The sequence below is a fragment of the Cupriavidus sp. 05N38 genome, from assembly GCF_056397345.1.
This window is the reverse complement of the sequence record NZ_JBFTNF010000032.1, coordinates 91629-108023: the sequence shown is the minus strand read 5'-3', so window position 1 is coordinate 108023 and position 16395 is coordinate 91629. Positions and strand designations below refer to the sequence as shown.

General features: G+C 62.8%; 12 protein-coding genes. 10 read left to right on the top strand and 2 right to left on the bottom strand.

The genetic code is table 11. The annotated features are described in order from the left end of the window. Positions 1–3: 3 nt before the first annotated feature. The 8 genes from AC1DK4_RS23145 to AC1DK4_RS23110 all read left to right on the top strand — a co-directional run bounded on the left by AC1DK4_RS23145 (position 4) and on the right by AC1DK4_RS23110 (position 11790). Positions 4–3468, top strand: a complete 3465-nt coding sequence (locus AC1DK4_RS23145; RefSeq protein ID WP_441619117.1) for a molybdopterin-dependent oxidoreductase — start codon at positions 4–6, stop codon at positions 3466–3468. 71 nt (positions 3469–3539) lie between these two features. Next, entirely contained in the window at positions 3540–4478 is a 939-nt protein-coding gene (lhpI, locus tag AC1DK4_RS23140; RefSeq protein ID WP_441619115.1) for a bifunctional Delta(1)-pyrroline-2-carboxylate/Delta(1)-piperideine-2-carboxylate reductase, read from the top strand. A gap of 49 nt (positions 4479–4527) precedes the next feature. Then, positions 4528–5973 (top strand): short-chain fatty acid transporter, encoded by a 1446-nt coding sequence (locus AC1DK4_RS23135; protein ID WP_441619113.1) that lies wholly within the window; start codon positions 4528–4530, stop codon positions 5971–5973. A gap of 140 nt (positions 5974–6113) precedes the next feature. Beyond that, the gene (locus AC1DK4_RS23130) at positions 6114–6524 is read left to right on the top strand and encodes an FKBP-type peptidyl-prolyl cis-trans isomerase (RefSeq protein ID WP_477131799.1); all 411 of its coding nucleotides are present in this window, start codon (positions 6114–6116) and stop codon (positions 6522–6524) included. A 93-nt stretch (positions 6525–6617) separates the two neighbouring features. Continuing rightward, on the top strand, positions 6618–7208 hold the full coding sequence (locus tag AC1DK4_RS23125) for a DUF1294 domain-containing protein (protein WP_441619110.1): 591 nt from the start codon (positions 6618–6620) through the stop codon (positions 7206–7208). A 345-nt stretch (positions 7209–7553) separates the two neighbouring features. Continuing rightward, a complete protein-coding gene (locus tag AC1DK4_RS23120) occupies positions 7554–9335 on the top strand; it encodes a putative bifunctional diguanylate cyclase/phosphodiesterase (protein WP_441619108.1) in 1782 nt (593 codons plus the stop codon). Positions 9336–9343: 8 nt separating this feature from the next. Further along, on the top strand, positions 9344–10768 hold the full coding sequence (locus AC1DK4_RS23115) for an HDOD domain-containing protein (RefSeq protein WP_441619106.1): 1425 nt from the start codon (positions 9344–9346) through the stop codon (positions 10766–10768). 269 nt (positions 10769–11037) lie between these two features. Then, positions 11038–11790 (top strand): alpha/beta fold hydrolase, encoded by a 753-nt coding sequence (locus AC1DK4_RS23110; RefSeq protein ID WP_441619104.1) that lies wholly within the window; start codon positions 11038–11040, stop codon positions 11788–11790. 112 nt (positions 11791–11902) lie between these two features. Here AC1DK4_RS23110 and AC1DK4_RS23105 read toward each other — a convergent pair whose 3' ends face one another. Both AC1DK4_RS23105 and AC1DK4_RS23100 read right to left on the bottom strand, forming a co-directional pair. Then, complete coding sequence (locus tag AC1DK4_RS23105) at positions 11903–12898, bottom strand: GlxA family transcriptional regulator (RefSeq protein WP_441619102.1); 996 nt, start codon at positions 12896–12898, stop codon at positions 11903–11905. Positions 12899–13312: 414 nt separating this feature from the next. Beyond that, on the bottom strand, positions 13313–13708 hold the full coding sequence (locus AC1DK4_RS23100; protein WP_441619100.1) for a CoA-binding protein: 396 nt from the start codon (positions 13706–13708) through the stop codon (positions 13313–13315). A gap of 622 nt (positions 13709–14330) precedes the next feature. On the opposite strand from AC1DK4_RS23100, the gene AC1DK4_RS23095 reads away from it, so the two are divergent. Both AC1DK4_RS23095 and AC1DK4_RS23090 read left to right on the top strand, forming a co-directional pair. Further along, complete coding sequence (locus tag AC1DK4_RS23095) at positions 14331–15035, top strand: response regulator (RefSeq protein ID WP_441619099.1); 705 nt, start codon at positions 14331–14333, stop codon at positions 15033–15035. A gap of 5 nt (positions 15036–15040) precedes the next feature. After that, a complete protein-coding gene (locus AC1DK4_RS23090) occupies positions 15041–16348 on the top strand; it encodes an ATP-binding protein (RefSeq protein WP_441649821.1) in 1308 nt (435 codons plus the stop codon). Positions 16349–16395: the final 47 nt, after the last annotated feature.

Genomic DNA, 16395 nt, shown 5'->3' with positions numbered 1-16395 from the left:
GCAATGAGCAATGAAGACAAGCACGGCTACTGCACGTTGTGCCGCTCCCGGTGCGGGACGGTGAACGTGGTGGCGGACGACGCCCTGATATCGGTGCGGCCGGATCCCGCCCACCCCACCGGCAAGGCCATGTGCCTGAAGGGCAAGTCGGCGCCCGAGCTGGTCCATAGCGCGGAGCGCATCCTCTATCCGATGCGGCGCACCCATCCCAAGACCGACCCCGATCCCGGCTGGGCACGGATCTCCTGGGAAGAGGCCCTGGCGGAGATCGCCCGGCGCATGCTGCAGGCCCGGCGCGATGGCGGTGCCGAGTCGGTGGCCTTCGCCGTGACCACGCCCAGCGGCACGCCGCTGAGCGACAGCATCGACTGGATCGAACGCCTTATCCGGCTCTTCGGCAGCCCCAACACCTGCTACGCCACGGAGATCTGCAACTGGCACAAGGACTACGCGCACGCCTTTACCTTCGGCTGCGGCATGCCGACCGCGGACTACCGGCATGCCGGGCTCATCGTGCTATGGGGTCATAACCCGACCAACACCTGGCTGTCGCAGGCCGAGGCAATCGGGGCCGGCAGGCGCGCCGGCGCGAAGCTGCTGGTGATCGACCCCAGGGAAACGGCGCTGGCCGGCCAGGCGGACCAATGGCTGCGCGTGCGGCCGGGCACCGATGCCACGCTGGCGATGGCGATCGCCAACCTGTTGATCGAAGCGAACGCGTTCGACCTGGACTTCGTCCGCCAGTGGACCAACGGCCCGCTGCTAGTGCGCAGCGACAACGGACGCTTCCTGCGGGGGCGCGACCTGGGGCTGCCGGATGGCGATGCCTACCTGGTCTGGAACGCGCAGACTGCACGGGCGCAGACGTCATCGTCGCTGGCGGCGCAGGATTTCCAGCATCTTGCGCTGCGCGGTTCGTTCAGCGTGGATGACGCCAATACACCGGGCACAGCCATCGGCTGCCACCCTGCTTTCGAGCTCTATGCCGGCGAATGCGCCCGCTACCCGGCAGCCCTGGCCGCGCAGCTGACCTGGGTGGACGAAGGAGATATTCGCCATGCCGCCAGCTTGTTCGCCTCGGCCGGGCGCGTGGCCTATCACGCCTGGTCCGGCGTCGGCCAGCATGACAACGCCACCCAGACCGACCGCGCGATCGCCTGCCTGTACGCCCTGACCGGCAGCTTCGACCGCAACGGCGGCAACCGCATCTACCAGAAGCCGCCCTACAACCCCGTCAGCGGCTCCGGCCTGCTGCCCGCCGGGCAGAAGCCCAAGGCACTCGGCTATGCCGAAAGGCCGCTGGGCCCGCCCGCGCAGGGCTGGGTCACCGCGCGCGATCTCTACCGGGCCATCCTGCATGCACAGCCTTACAGCGTGCGCACGCTGGTGGCGTTCGGCACCAATCCCCTGCTGTCGCAGGCCGACGTGGAAGATGGCGAACGGGCGCTGCGCAGCCTCGACTTCTATGCGCACTGCGACCTGTTCGAGACGCCGAGCGCGCGCTACGCCGATATCCTGCTGCCGGTGAATACGCCGTGGGAGCGCGAAGGCCTGCGCATCGGCTTCGAAATCTCCGCCGAGGCGGAACAACTGGTGCAACTGCGCCAGCGCATGGTCTCGCCGCGCGGCGAATCGCGCTCGGACAATGACATCGTGTTCGACCTCGCGACCAGGCTCGGGCTGTCGGAGGCCTTCTTCGGCGGCAGCCTGGAAGCGGGCTGGAACCATATGCTGGCCCCCTCCGGGCTGAGCGTCGAGCGGCTGCGCGCACAGCCCGAAGGCATCCGCGTGCCCGTGGCCGACATGGAACGGAAGTACGCGGCAAGGCCGCGCGAGCGCGCCTTCGATACGCAGACCGGCCTGGTGGAGTTGTACTCCGAACTGTTGCTGCGCCACGGCTATCCCGCCTTGCCGCGCCCGGGCCAGCCTGCCGGCGAAGCTGCCGGCCCCGCAGGCGAGGGCTTTCCCTTTGTGCTGACCTCGGCCAAGAGCGGCTACTACTGCCACAGCCAGCATCGCGGCCTGCCTTCGCTCAGGCGCAAGGCCGCGCAGCCGGAAGCGGAAATCCCGACCGCACTGGCGGCCGCGCGCGGCATTGCCAGCGGCGATGCAATCCGCGTGACCACGCCCGCCGGCAGCGCCCGCTTTATCGCCAGGGTGAGAGAAGGACTGCATCCGCGCGTGGTGGTGGGCGAGTTCGGCTGGTGGCAACGCTGCGACGCCCTCGCCCAGGGTCCCTTGCCGGTATCCGGCCAGGGCAACAGCAACTACAACGCACTGATCAGCGCGGACAGCATCGACCCGGTCAGCGGCTCGGTGCCCCTGCGCGCCTTTCGCTGCAATGTGGAACGCGAGCCCGGGCTCGACGAGGCGCGGCGCAGGTGGGATGGCTATCGCGCCTTCCGCGTGGCCGGCCTGGCCAGGGAAGCACGCGAGGTCACCTCCGTCTTCCTGGAGCCCGCCGATGGCGGCGGCTTGCCGGATTTCCAGCCCGGCCAGCATGTGACGATCAGGCTCGCCATGCGGCCGGGCGGCGAAGAGGTGGTGCGCTCGTATTCCCTCACCGGCCCGGCCACGGTGCCGGCACGGCGCGGCTACTCGATTTCCGTGCGCCGCGCCACCGGCATGACGGCTACCGGCGAAGCCGTGTCCGGGCGCGCATCCTCGTATATCAACCAGAGCCTTGCGGTGGGCGATGTGGTATCGCTGCGGGCGCCGTCCGGCAACTTCGTGATGCCGGTGCGTTCCCGGCGGCCGCTTGTGCTGCTGGCCGGCGGGATCGGCATCACGCCGTTCATCTCGCTGCTGGAATCCCTCGCGGCCGCCAGCGATCCGGGCCATCCGGTCGATCCGGTCGATCCGGTCGATCGGCCCAGGATCCTGCTGCTGTACGCGAACCAGAACGGCCAGGCGCACGCCTTCCGCTCGCGCATCCGCGCGCTGCGCGAGTGCATCACGGGGCTGGAGGTGATCGATTTCTACGACCGCCCCGACGCGTGCGATCGGCCCGGCATCGACTACGACGTGGCCGGGCGTGTCAGCGCCGGCCATGTCCCGCCGGAATGGCTCGGCGCCCGTCCGCTGGTCTATATGTGCGGCCCGGCGCCGATGATGAGCGCCTTTGCCGATGCGCTGGCGGCCAGGGGAATGCATCGCTCCGACATCTTCCGCGAGGTGTTCCGCTCCCCCGAACGCACGGTGTCCGGTCCCGAGCAGCAGTTCAACGTGGTCTTCGCGAAATCCGCCACCGCGCGCGTCTGGCGCTCGGCCGACGGACCCTTGCTGGGGTTCGCCGAAAGGCTGGGCCTGGCGCTGCCCAGCGGATGCCGGGTCGGACAGTGCGAAAGCTGCGCCGTGCCGGTCGTGTCGGGCCGCGTCCTCCACCTGCATGGCGAAGAGCCGGAGGATGCCGGCGTGTGCCTGGCATGCCAGGCGATCCCCGCGAGCGACATCGTGCTGGATGCCTGATCTCATCCGCGCCGGCGGCGAGCGGCCCGCAAGCCATCACACGTTCCCTCCCCAACTCCATCACGTAAAACATGCAGATACTCGACTCCGACACCACCCGCGCGCTGCTGCCGTTCGATGCGCTCGTGCCCGCCTTGCGCGACGCCTTCATCCGCGGCTGCGAGGTCCCGCAGCGCCACAGCCATGCCATCGGCACGCCCGGCGAGGCGGCAGGAACGGTGCTGCTGATGCCGTCCTGGCAGCCCGGCGCCTACCTCGGCGTCAAGACGGTCACCATCTATCCGGGCAACACGCAGGCTGGGTTGCCGGGCCTGTACTCGACCTACCTGCTGCACGATGCGCGCACCGGCAAGCCGCTGGCGATGATCGACGGCAACGAGATCACCTCCCGCCGCACCGCCGCCGCGTCGGCGCTGGCGGCGTCGTACCTGAGCCGCCGCGATGCGTCGTCGATGCTGGTGATCGGCGCGGGGCGGGTGGCGAGCCTGCTGCCCTATGCGTATCGCGCGGTTCGGCCCATCGAACGCGTAGCGGTATGGGACATCAACGCGCACCAGGGCGAGCTGCTGGCGGCAAGGCTGCGGGCCGACGGCTTCGACGCCCGCTTTGCCGCATCGGTTTCGCACGGCTGCGAAGGCGTCGATATCGTGACCGCGGCCACGCTCTCCACCGTGCCCATCGTCCGGCGGACCTGCCTCGGCCCCGGCACGCACCTGGACCTGATCGGCGGCTTCACGCCAGCCATGCGCGAAGCGGACGATGCCTGCTTTGACGCAACCTCGGTGTTCGTCGACACCGGCGAGGCGGTCCTCAAGGCGGGCGACCTGCTGCACCCCATCGAACAAGGCGTGCTGCGGGCGGCCGACATCCGGGCGACGCTGGCGGACCTGTGCCGGCAAGCCCATCCGGGCCGCGCGGACGAGCAGGAAATCACGGTCTTCAAGGCAGTCGGCACCGCGCTGGAAGATCTGGCGGCCGCCGTCATGGCCTATGAGGGATTCGAAGGCTAGCGCGGCATCGTGCCGCGCGCAAAGCCATGGCAATGCAAGGAGACAGTAAATGAAAAGCGCACCCCTATCCCTGGAAAACGGGGACAACCCAAGCCGCGGCGGACTGGAACGGCTGGCCATCAAGGTCACCGACTGGTCCGAGCGCTGGTTCCCCGATTCGTATATCTTCGCCGCCATCGCGGTGGTCGTCGTGGCGCTCGGCGCCATCGGCATCGGCGCGTCCACGCAGAGCGTGGCGCAGGCCTTCGGCGATGGCTTCTGGAGCCTGATACCGTTCACCATGCAGATGGCGGTGGTGGCGATCGCGGGGTACGTGGTGGCGGCGTCGCCGCCCGCGTCGCTGCTGATCGCGCGCCTCGCCGCCTTGCCCGGGACGGCGCGCGGCGCCGTCGCCTTCGTGGCACTGGTCAGCCTGCTGACCTCCCTGCTGAACTGGGCCGTCAGCCTGATCTTCAGCGGCCTGCTGGTGCGCGCCATCGCGCGGCGCACCGGGCTGCGCGTGGACTACCGGGCCGCCAGCGCGGCCGCCTACCTGGGCATGGGCGCCACCTGGGCGCTTGGCCTGAGTTCGTCCGCGGCGCAGTTGCAGGCGAATCCGGCCAGCCTGCCCAGGTCGCTCCTCGATATCACCGGCGTGATTCCGTTCGCCGAGACGATATTCCTGTGGCAATCGATGGCAATGACCGCCGTGCTGATCGTGGCCTCCCTGCTGGTGGCTTACTTCTCCGCGCCCACCGGGGAGCGCGCCCGCACCGCGAAAGACATGGGCGTGGACCTGGACGATGCCGGCGATGTGACCGGGCGCCCGACGCGCCCCGGCGAATGGCTCGAATACAGCCCGCTACTGACACTGCTGATCGTGGCGCTCGGGACCGGCTGGCTGGTGCACGAATTCACCACCAAGGATCCGGTCCTCGCGATCTCCAACCTCAATACGTACAACTTCCTGTTCCTCATGCTGGGGATGCTGCTGAACTGGCGCCCCAAGCGTTTCCTGCGGGCTGTCGCGAGGTCCGTACCATCCACCGCCGGCGTGCTGATCCAGTTCCCCCTGTACGGCGGCATCGCCTTCATGCTCACCAAGGCGGCGGGCGTGGATGGCGCTAGCCTGTCGCACCACCTGGCGTCGGCCTTCGTCTCGGTGGCCACCAGGGAGTCGTTCTCGGCGGTGATGGGCGTCTATTCGGCGGTGCTGGGATTCTTCGTACCCTCCGGCGGCGGCAAGTGGGTCATCGAGGCGCCGTACGTGATGCAGGCCGCCAACCAGCTGCAGGTCCACCTCGGCTGGGCGGTGCAGGTGTACAACGCCGCGGAGGCGCTGCCCAACCTCATCAACCCCTTCTGGATGCTGCCGCTGCTGGGTGTGCTCGGGATCCGGGCCAAGGACGTGGTCGGCTTCACCTTCACCCAATTGCTGGTGCACGCGCCGCTGGTGCTGTTCATGCTGTGGGCGTTCGCCGCGACCTTGCCTTATCGCCCGCCCGTGATGCCATAGGCTGCGCTTGCCGCCTGGTGTGGCCTGGTGTGGCCTGGCAGGAAGCGTAAAAACCGGGACTGCCCCCGTCCCGGTTTAAGATGCTGGTTTTGCGGCCGGCCCGGCCGGCGCATCCGACTTCCCACCCAGCCAAGCCAACGATGAAGAAGATCTCCCTGCTCCTCGCCGCCCTCGCCTGCGCCGGCGCCGTTCACGCCGCAGCGCCTGCCGGCCCCGCGGAAACCCTGCCTTCCGGCATGACCATCCAGCACCTGGTCAAGGGCACCGGCCCCTCGCCCAAGGCCTCCGACACGGTCAAGGTCCATTACCGCGGCACGCTCACCGACGGCACCGAGTTCGACAGTTCCTACAAGCGCGGCCAGCCGATYTCGTTCCCGCTCAACCGSGTCATYCCGTGCTGGACGGAAGGCGTGCAGAMAATGCAGGTCGGCGGCAAGGCCAAGCTGGTCTGCCCGGGCCCGACCGCCTACGGCGCGCGCGGTGTGCCGGGCACGATCCCGCCCAATGCCACGCTGAATTTCGAGGTGGAGCTGCTGGGCATCGGCGGCTGAACGGACAAGAACGCATGGCCTGCCACCGCCGGCCATGCGTGATGCGTTCCCGCATCAGTTAGACTTGGCCATCTCGGAATATGAATAACAGGGATGAGAAAAGCCGGACGGATCAAATCCTGGAATGCCGACAAGGGCTACGGTTTCATTGAGGTTCACGCCCAGTCGAAAGATGTTTTCCTTCATGTCAGCTCGCTGCAGAATCGCAGCGCCGTGCCCCGGGCTGGCGACCGGGTATCGTTTGAGATCACGACGAGCAAGGAAGGCCGCCCGCAGGCAAGCCGGGTTTCGATAGCGGGCGCCCCGAGGCAGGCAGCAGCGCAGGCATCAGCGCAGGCAAGCCTGCTTCCAGCGGTGACGGGCGCGTTCGCCCTGGCCACGGTGATCGGCATTGCCCTCGCAGGTTACCTGCCGCGCGGCGTGGCGCTCCTCAGCCTTGCCCTCAGTGTGACGGTGTTCGCGCTCTACGCCATGGACAAGGGCCGCGCAGCCCGCAGGGAGTGGCGTGTTCCCGAGGCAAACCTGCATCTGCTCGCCCTCTTCGGGGGCTGGCCGGGCGCGCTTGCGGCCCAGCACCTGTTCCGGCACAAGAACCAGAAGCGGGAATTCCAGTTCATCTTCCGGGCCACCGTGGCGCTGAATGTCGGGGCGATGATCCTCTGGATCACGGCAGTCCGTGCATGAAGCGCGCGCTCCGGACGAATGGCCCGCCGGATGCCCGGGCCACCTGCTGTTTGAACGTTCAGGCCCGGGCTTCCGGCGGAACTCCGGACTGTCGTACAAAAGCAACAAAAAGCTGGCGCGAAGCAAGTCCCCGGGCGGCTCCGGTATTTTCCCCGCCCAACGCTGCGCATACGAGGGCAGGCACGGCCCGAATAGCCGGAATACCTGAAAATCCGTGTCGCGGTCTTTAGAATCGGGCCTGGCCGTAACGCGCTGCCCGCCAAAGCCGATTCCCATTATTCGGGTGATTATGGTATTAGTTTCAGGCTGAGGCTAGCCCACAAAGGACTACGAGTTAAAGATCCCATGACATCGTATACGTATGATGCTGTTCTGACGGACGTACCTCCGCATTCGCTATCTTCCGTCGGGAATCCGCACGTATCGTCTGATGTATCGGCGCAGGACGCCTGGGCACTGCTCGAGACCTCCGGTGGACTGGCTTTGCAGGTCGACACCGCGGGGAGAATCCTGTCCGCTACCGAAGCTTCGGCACAGCTGCTGGCGTACCCCCGGGAATATCTACTCAAATCGTCGGTACTCGACCTAGTCTCGCTCGAGCAGTGCGAACAGCTCGCGGCGATGCTCACGGCCTGCGAGCGCGACGGCGACGTCAAATGCGGCCAGGTCAGGTTCCTGGGCGGAATTGGCGAAAGCCGGTGGCTGGACCTCCGCATCGCCCCCTGCGCGAACGACGACGGCAACGCGTATCTGTCCTTGTTCGGGCACGACGTCACCCACTGGGTCAGTAACGAACGACGGCTCATCGACGAATCCTTCCTTGACCCCCTGACGGGCGTAGGCAACCGCGCATTGATGAGCAAGCGCATTGCCGAATGCTTTGCGCAAGCCGGGGCAGGAACGGCGCCCTTCGCCGTTGCCTTGATGGATCTCGACGGGTTCAAGCGGGTGAACGACTCGCTGGGCCATGAATTCGGCGATGCCTTGCTCAAACAGGTCAGCCTGCGCCTGCTGGGCACCGTGGGTCCGGGGGATATGGTGGCGCGGCTGGGTGGTGACGAATTCGTGCTCCTGCTGTCCAGGGTCGCATCGGAAGCGGCTGCCGTCGCCACACTGGAACGAATCATCCACGTCTGCAGGCAACCGTTTCATCTCGCGGGCTGCCAGGTCCGTGTCACCACCAGCATCGGCCTGACCTTCGGCACACACGCATCCCAGTCCGAGTCGCAACTGCTCAAGCATGCAGACCTGGCCATGTATGACGCAAAGGCCCAGGGCAAGAATCGCTACTGCGTATACTCGCCGGAACTCGGCCATCGCCAGGACGAGCAGTTCCGCATAGAGCAGGCCATATTCGAGGCTATCCAGAACGGCGAGTTCGTTCTCCACTACCAGCCTATCGTGTGGCCCGAATCCGGCAAGGTCTGCGCGGTCGAGGCGCTGATGCGATGGGAGCGAAAGGCCGAGCCCATCCCGCCGGACGTATTCATTCCAATTGCCGAGCATAACGGACTCATCAATCACCTCGGAGCGTGGGCGCTTCGGTGCGCTTGTGCGCAGCTCGCGGGATGGGACGCCCAGGGGATGCAGGTGGGATATATATCGGTCAATGTCTCGCCCGTTCAGTTCAAGCATCCGGGATTCGCCGCCAGCGTCAGAAGGGCAATTCACGACGCCGGCATCAGCGCCGAACGCCTGGTTCTCGAGATCACGGAAAGCGTATTGATGACTGACCCCGAGGCAGCACAGGAATTGCTGATGGAATTACGCGCACTGGGCGTCCGGTTCGCGGTTGACGATTTCGGAACCGGTTACTCAAGCCTGTCCTACCTGCGGCGCTTCCCGCTATCCGCGTTGAAGATCGACAGGAGCTTCGTGGCCGACATGATGGACTCGCCGCATGCGCGGACCATCGTATCGGCCGTGCTCTCGCTGGCGCGGGAACTCGGCCTGGTGGCAATCGCGGAGGGCGTGGAATCGGTAGAGCAAAATCAGCTGCTGGCCAGGCACGGATGTGCGCTGGTTCAGGGGTGGCTATATTCGAAGGCGCTCAGCGCGCCGGATTTTGAGAGCATGACTCGGGCCGGTCAATTGTTATTTGACGATTCCCAGGCATTTGCGAAATAGATGCCATCATGTCAAAGAAACAGTTCTTCGAAATGCTCTGGAGCCGAATGGCTCAGCAAGGGGACTTCCCCACACTGCAGTTCAGCATTGACAACATATTCAAGACGCTGAACAGCGACAGCAGCGTCGGCGAGATGGCCGCCGGCGTACTGTCTGACTTCAGCCTGTCGCAGAAGGTCATTCGGCTGGCCAATTCCGCCATGTACCGCACTTTCGGCGGGGAGGTGACGACGGTATCGCGCGCCATCCTTGTGCTGGGTGTCGATGCGATAAGCCATCTCTCGCTGGGGGTCCAGCTTCTCGAGTATTTTTCCGGGGTCGCCGCCAACCGCCCGCAGGCTGCCAAGGCATTGCAGCAAACGCTGATTGCCGGCGAGCTCACAAGGGCCCTGAGCAACGCGCAGGGCATAGGCCAGGCGGAAGAGGCCGTGGTCTGCACGTTGATGCATCACATGAGCCGCCTGCTCCTGGTCTTCTACTTTCCTGAAGAATGGAATCAGATCCAGGATTCCTGCCAGGAAGACGCTGCCGGGGAAAGCGACGCAATCCAGCGTGTGCTGGGCGTGACGCTGGAAGACATCGCGCAGGCGGCCGCCATCAAATGGCGGCTGCCGTCCCTGATCGCGACCTCGATGACGCGGGCGAGCTTCGACAAAGAGACACCGCTGGAGTCCCATGCCGACTGGCTGGGTGCAATGGCCAAGGTTTCATCGCAGGCCGCGGCGCTGATCTGCAGCGGGGAACCGGAGGATGTCGTCCAGGCCGCGATACTGGAGCTCGCGCAAACGCTGGGCCTGCAACCCGAGGCCATCGAAATCGCGGTAGCGCAGGCGCAGACACTCAATGCCTCGATGCGCGACGCCGCATCCGCGGACACCGCCGAGGCGGTCGCGCCAACGAACTCAGCCAAACCGCACGACGCTCTCGCGCGCCTGCGGCAGAGCCTTGGCGAGATACAACGCGAAGGCGGCGAGCTGCCAATTTCCGAACTGGCCCCGCTCGTTCTCGAATCCGCCATGCGGGCACTGAACTTCTCGCATTGTTTTCTCATGCTGCTGAACCCGAAGGCAAAGCGCTTCGGGGCGCGTATCGGATTTGGCGACGGCATGCGAGAGAAACTGGAGGCGCTATCGTTCGAGGAGGGCTTTGTCCCGGATATATTCCACTTTGCCGCCACCGCGCGCAAACCGCTGGTGATCGAAGATTCCTTCGACAAGGAAATTGCCCACCGCGTGCCCCGCTGGTACCGTGAACAGTTGCCCGATGCCACCTCGATCCTGCTGGCCCCGGTGACCATCAGGAATCGCTGCGTCGCACTGATCTACGGAGACTGGGGCACGACCGCTTGCGTGGGCGGCTTGTCGGAGGAGGAACTGGAAGCGATGGAACTCCTGACACGAGAAATCTCATCGAGCTTCCTCAGGTCTGCCTGACCCTTCAAGCGGCGCAGTCCCCGGCGGCACTTGCGAAAGGTCGGCGGGATGCCCGGACATCTTGTGCAATTCCCGGACAATGCGCAGTCAGGAAGGGACACCTCCCCCACCTCGCAGTGAGATATCCCGCCTGGGGACATAGAATCGTGATGCTGTGGTGAGGGAGTGTCGCCAGGAAGATCCTGGCTCACCGTACAGCGGCAACGAGATGCATGCGCATCTGTGGAGAGTCGACTGTGAAATGCTTTGCGGTGAACGGAGTGAACGGAGTGAATCTCAACGTCGTCGAACGAGGCGAAGGAGCCCCCATTGTCTTCATTCACGGACTGGGAGCAAGTCTCGAAAGCTGGGATGAAGAGGTAGCGCACTTTGCAAAGCAGCACCGCACGATTGCGTATGACGCCCGCGGGCATGGACAGTCAAGTCGCGGAGGAAAGTTCGGTCTCGAACATCATGTCGAAGACCTCAGGTGCCTGCTGGATGCACTCGGGATCGATCACTGCACCGTGATGGGAGCTTCCATGGGCAGTTACATCGCCCAAGGCTTCGCCGCCACATATCCGCAGCGGGTCAAGGAGTTGGCCCTGATTGTGACCAAGAGCAATGGTGCAACGTCCTCTTCCGCCCGCATCCTTGAGGAGCACAAGCTCGAGGTGGAGCACCTGACACATCGGGAAACGCAAGAGTTCCTTCTTGGGTTCGCCTTCGGACCCTATGTGGACCCTATCAAGAAGGATGCTCATATCAAGAGGCTTATGCGCTCTCTTCTATCAGAAGACGAGATGGCCGCGGCGGGGGGCGCACTCGTCGGCTTCGACTTCCGGGGAATTCTCCCCAAGATCAGTGCAAAGACCATCGTTATCTCAGGAGCGCACGACCGGCTCAATCCGCCGCAGGAGGGCGCAGCCTGCGCTTCCCTCATTCCGGGTAGCCGGTTCGTTGAGCTCAGCCGGTCTGGACATTTCCCGGTAGTTGAACAAGCGGACGACTACTTCCAGGCATTGGACAGCCTGCTTGGCTAACAAAGGCAATGTGTCGAGCTCTCATTAGTGCCACGTTGCCATGGGCTTTGCGAATCGCAAGAATAGACCTGTACATTGGTAGCTAGGGTGAACCGCTTGTGTTGCTTTGGCATCAGGAGATGTCAACTCCCAATGCCCCGACCCTCCCGGTCACGCCGCAATGCGGAAGCCGCCTGTATTCGGCCGGCGAAACGCCAAGTCGCCTGAGGAAGGCTCGCCTGAGGCTATTAGGGTCACCGAAGCCCGTAAGGGCAGCCACACGTTTTAGCGGATTCCTGGTCTCTTCGAGCATCCTGCGTGCGGCATCCAGTCGCGCTCCCTCAACGAAATCCGCAGGCGTCACGTTGCACTCCTGTTTGAAGATGCGGGCAAAGTTTCGCGTGCTCATCCCCGCATGGGCGGCCAAATTATCCACTGAAAGCTGCTTGTTCAGATTTTCCACCACCCAATTCTGGACATCCCGAATCACGCTCTTCTCTGCAGTCTGCGCAGCCAGATGCGCACTAAACTGGGATTGGCCACCGGGCCGCTTGAGGAACATCACAAACGCACGGGCAACTTTCAGGGCAATCGCTCGCCCAAAGTCCTCCTCTACCATAGCAAGCGCCAGGTCCAACCCTGCCGTGACGCCAGCGGATGTGTAGATATTTCCATCCTTCACATAGATCTGGTCCGGCTCCACCTTTACCTTGGGGAACATTCGGCCCAGCCTGGCAGTTGAGTTCCAATGTGTTGTTGCACGTCTTCCATCCAACAACCCTGTGTGCGCCAAGAGAAGCGGTCCCGAACAGACCGAACCAATCCGACGAACCGTCTTGGCGTAGCGATTAAGCCAATCTCGTATTGCGGTGTCCTTTTCAGCAAGATTCACCAAAGGACTACCGGCGATCAGAAGCGTGTCTATATCGGGGCTGCTGGTATCAAGCGTAGCATCCGGCGTAATCTTCATTCCGTTCGATGCAGTCAGAATGCCGGGCGTTGGCGACACAATCTCGAACTGGTACGCGCCTGGATTTCCTGCCTGACGCGCAGCCTCGTTGAAGACATCGATAGGCCCGACCAAGTCGAGCATCTGGACACTCGGGAAAGCAAGTACAGCGATTTTCATAGCAACAACAGACGTAGATGGCCGGGCGACCGCCTCAAAGGGAGAGAGAGAAAGAGAGCGATACCGCTCCCGCCAGTCGGCAATCGGTAACGTGCAGACGCATCAGCGCGTGCCGATATCCGTAACCGAGCCTTCTCTCCGCAACTGCCGACGCTCATAGTGTCGACAGAACGTGAACTCCGCAGTAAGCAAGACGATACGTTGGCGGAGAAACCACAGGCGAGCACTTCGTCGTACATAAGCGAGAAAGGGTTTTGCAGGCCAGGCCAAACCAGACCACGGCCCGCCTCGCGGTCAGCTCCCGGAGCATGCGGGGATCTTTCACAGTCAGAACATAGTTCTTCGATGCTTGGTTTTGTAATGCGCGACTCCCCAGACTCTTGAGAAGATGCAACAATCGGAGGACCGGAGCGGCTATTCTCCCCACAGCTTCATTAGCTCAATCTTCGGACAGCGATTCTGCACTGCAAGCAGCCACCCCATACGGGCCCACTTCACCGCCTCGCTATTAACGATGCCAAGCTGGAGCCACACCCCACGAAGCCCAAGAAGAACTGCCTCTACGACCTCCGGCGGGACATCACGGCTTTGCCGGCAAATATGAGCCCATTGAATCCGTTCGCCCACCTCCGCCAGCTTTGCCGCTGCATCAGTCAGGCTGGAATGGCATAGCTCGCCCAATACTCTTTGGCCCGCGTGACGGGGATTGACGGGCACGATGCGAAAGCCATCGCGCTGCAGAAATCTGGCTACTTCATAGCTAGCTGTGTCTGGAATGGTGGAGAGGCCGACAATTGCGACGGTTTTCATTGCCAGTATTGCGCGAACTTCACATATTCCCCCATTGAATACTTCCCTCCTTTGTTTCGAGATGCTCTCCCTCCAAAAATCGATATCAACATGTGTTGGCCTCGCCTGTACCGTAACTCTGCATCAGCATGGTCATGACATCCTCCCAACCGTATCTATGCCTCAAACTCTACGTCTTTCCTTCCAGGATTTTTTTCACAACTTTGTTTGAATTTGTCGAAAAATATAATGTGTATTCAACGGCTACTTTAACGGTGGGCGCAACGATGCGCATCGTATGCCGCGCCCCGCCGAGGGACGAGGCGTCGCAAAAGACCATCCCACCGGGAGCCTGGGCTACGCGCCGAGCCTTTCATCACTTTCGAGCTCGATTGGTCTGCACTCAAACTTAGCCAAAATTATGGCAAATCCAGCCATATATGCTGGTGGTAGCACACGCCAGCTTTCACCTTGCTGGTGTGCTAGGCAGAATGGCAAATTCGGCGCGCCGGCTCTCATAAAGTGATGCAGATGTTCTCTTCTGCGGCACTGCATGCCGTGGTGCCGATTTTGATAGGTGAATATGGCGCTTGCCGCTGCGAGACTCGGTACGCGCGCCAAGGCCTAGACGATGGATGTGGGGATGGACAGTACGAAGCGCAGACTACTGCTCGTAGAGGATGACAATAGGCTAGCGAAACTCATCTCGGAGTATCTGAGTGAATTCGACATTGCGACGAGCACGTGCAATCGCGGGGACGAGGCCATAGCCGCGTATCAGGAACTGAAGCCAAACCTGGTTGTTCTAGACCTGATGCTACCTGGGCTGGACGGAATGGAAGTCTGCCGTCGCCTAAAGCAAATCTCGTCGGTTCCGATTCTCATGCTGACGGCACGTAAAGACCCTTACGACCAGATCGTAGGTTTGGAGTTGGGTGCCGACGACTTCGTAGCCAAGCCCGTCGAGCCGAGAGTCCTCCTGGCACGGGTTCGGGCCCTGCTGAGACGTAGTGAACAAAACTCCGCCTCCATTCGACACGAGAACTTGAAGATTGGGGGTCTGGAAATTCACTTGAGCGACCGCCGAGTCGTCTGGCGTGAGGAGACCATCCCACTTCGCACCAAGGAGTTCAACCTCCTTCTTGTGCTGGCGCGGCAGGCCGGAACTGTACTAGATCGAGACCAAATTCTTAAGGAGCTGCGTGGCTTTGGCTTTGACGGCTTCGACCGGTCGGTTGACAACTACATTTGCAGGCTGAGACGTCACTTCGAGGACTCATGGGATAAGCCTGAACGCATCAAGACCATTTGGGGCCAAGGCTATTTATTAAGCCCTTCGGCCTGGTAGCAACCGTGCGACGCTTCCTTATCCGATTGTATGTATTTGTCCTGGTTGCCACTTTTTCCGCAATTGCATTGGTGGACCTTGGCTTGCCGCGGGTCTTCCATAGCCGGTACACCGAGATGCAGCGGGAGGCCGTTCAAGGGTACTCCGACCTACTCTCGCAACGCATCCTCTCCCATCCATACGCCGAGTGGCCGCATGTCATCGACGATCTGAATCTACGCAGCCGCAACCGGCTTTCGCTGGTATCAATTCCTCCGTCCGACCTCATACACGAGCAGGACCTCGCAGACCTGCACGATGGTCTCCCGGTGTTCGCAGCCGACGGCAACGCTTTCTACCTGCGCCTTGGCTCGACAACGTTAGCCGCCCGCGTTGGAAAAACAAAGTTCAGAACACAGGCCGTCTTCTACGCCGCGTACGGAATTGTCGCAGCGCTGGTTCTCGCCGCAAGCTTGTTATGGGTGCGTCGCCATTGGACTGAACTGGATTCACTAAGCTCTGTCGCCGAAGAGTTCGGGCACGGCGACATGTCCGCGCGCTCGCAGCTCCCCCGAACATCCTACATATCCGGACTAGCTCGCCGTTTCAATCAGATGGCCGATCGCATCGAACTCTCTTTTGAGGCGCAGAAGCATCTGATGAACGCCGTGTCCCACGAACTCCGCACGCCAATCTCTCGCGTCGCCTTTGAGCTAGAGCTATTGAAGTCATCCACCTCTCTAAGCAAGGTACATGCGCGCGCGGAAGCAATGCATGGGGATATCAAGGAACTGGAGTCGCTCGTAGCCGAGATTCTTGAACTCGGCCGCCTGGAGCACCTGCTGCCGGGCGTAACTCGCGCACCGTTCGATGTCCAACCCGTCATCGAGATGGCGATAGAGGCAACCAGGCCTGAGGCCGCCGCTGCGAACATTTCTGTCCACGCCCAGCTTAATGGCGTTTCCCGTCTATGCGGCGAATCGCACGGCATTGGCCGCGCCCTCGCGAATCTTCTTCGTAATGCCATACGCTACGCCACCAGCAGTGTGGTGATCACTGTCCTTGAGACGTCAGGTCATACGGTCACCATCTCCGTGGAGGATGACGGGCCCGGCGTCCCTGAGGGTCAGAGAGTGCTGGTCTTTCAGCCATTTCATCGTCTTGACAGCAGTCGCGACAGACGCACGGGTGGCCATGGCCTCGGCCTCTCTATCGTCATGCAGGTCGTGAAAGCACACCATGGGTCCGCCGTATGCGAGCAGTCCAAACTGGGGGGCGCTCGCTTCGTCATGCTTCTTCCTGGAGCGTCCGCCGACGGACGCAAGATGGCCTGACAACTGGAGACAAATCTACACAAAGCCATGACCCACGCAGGCAGGCT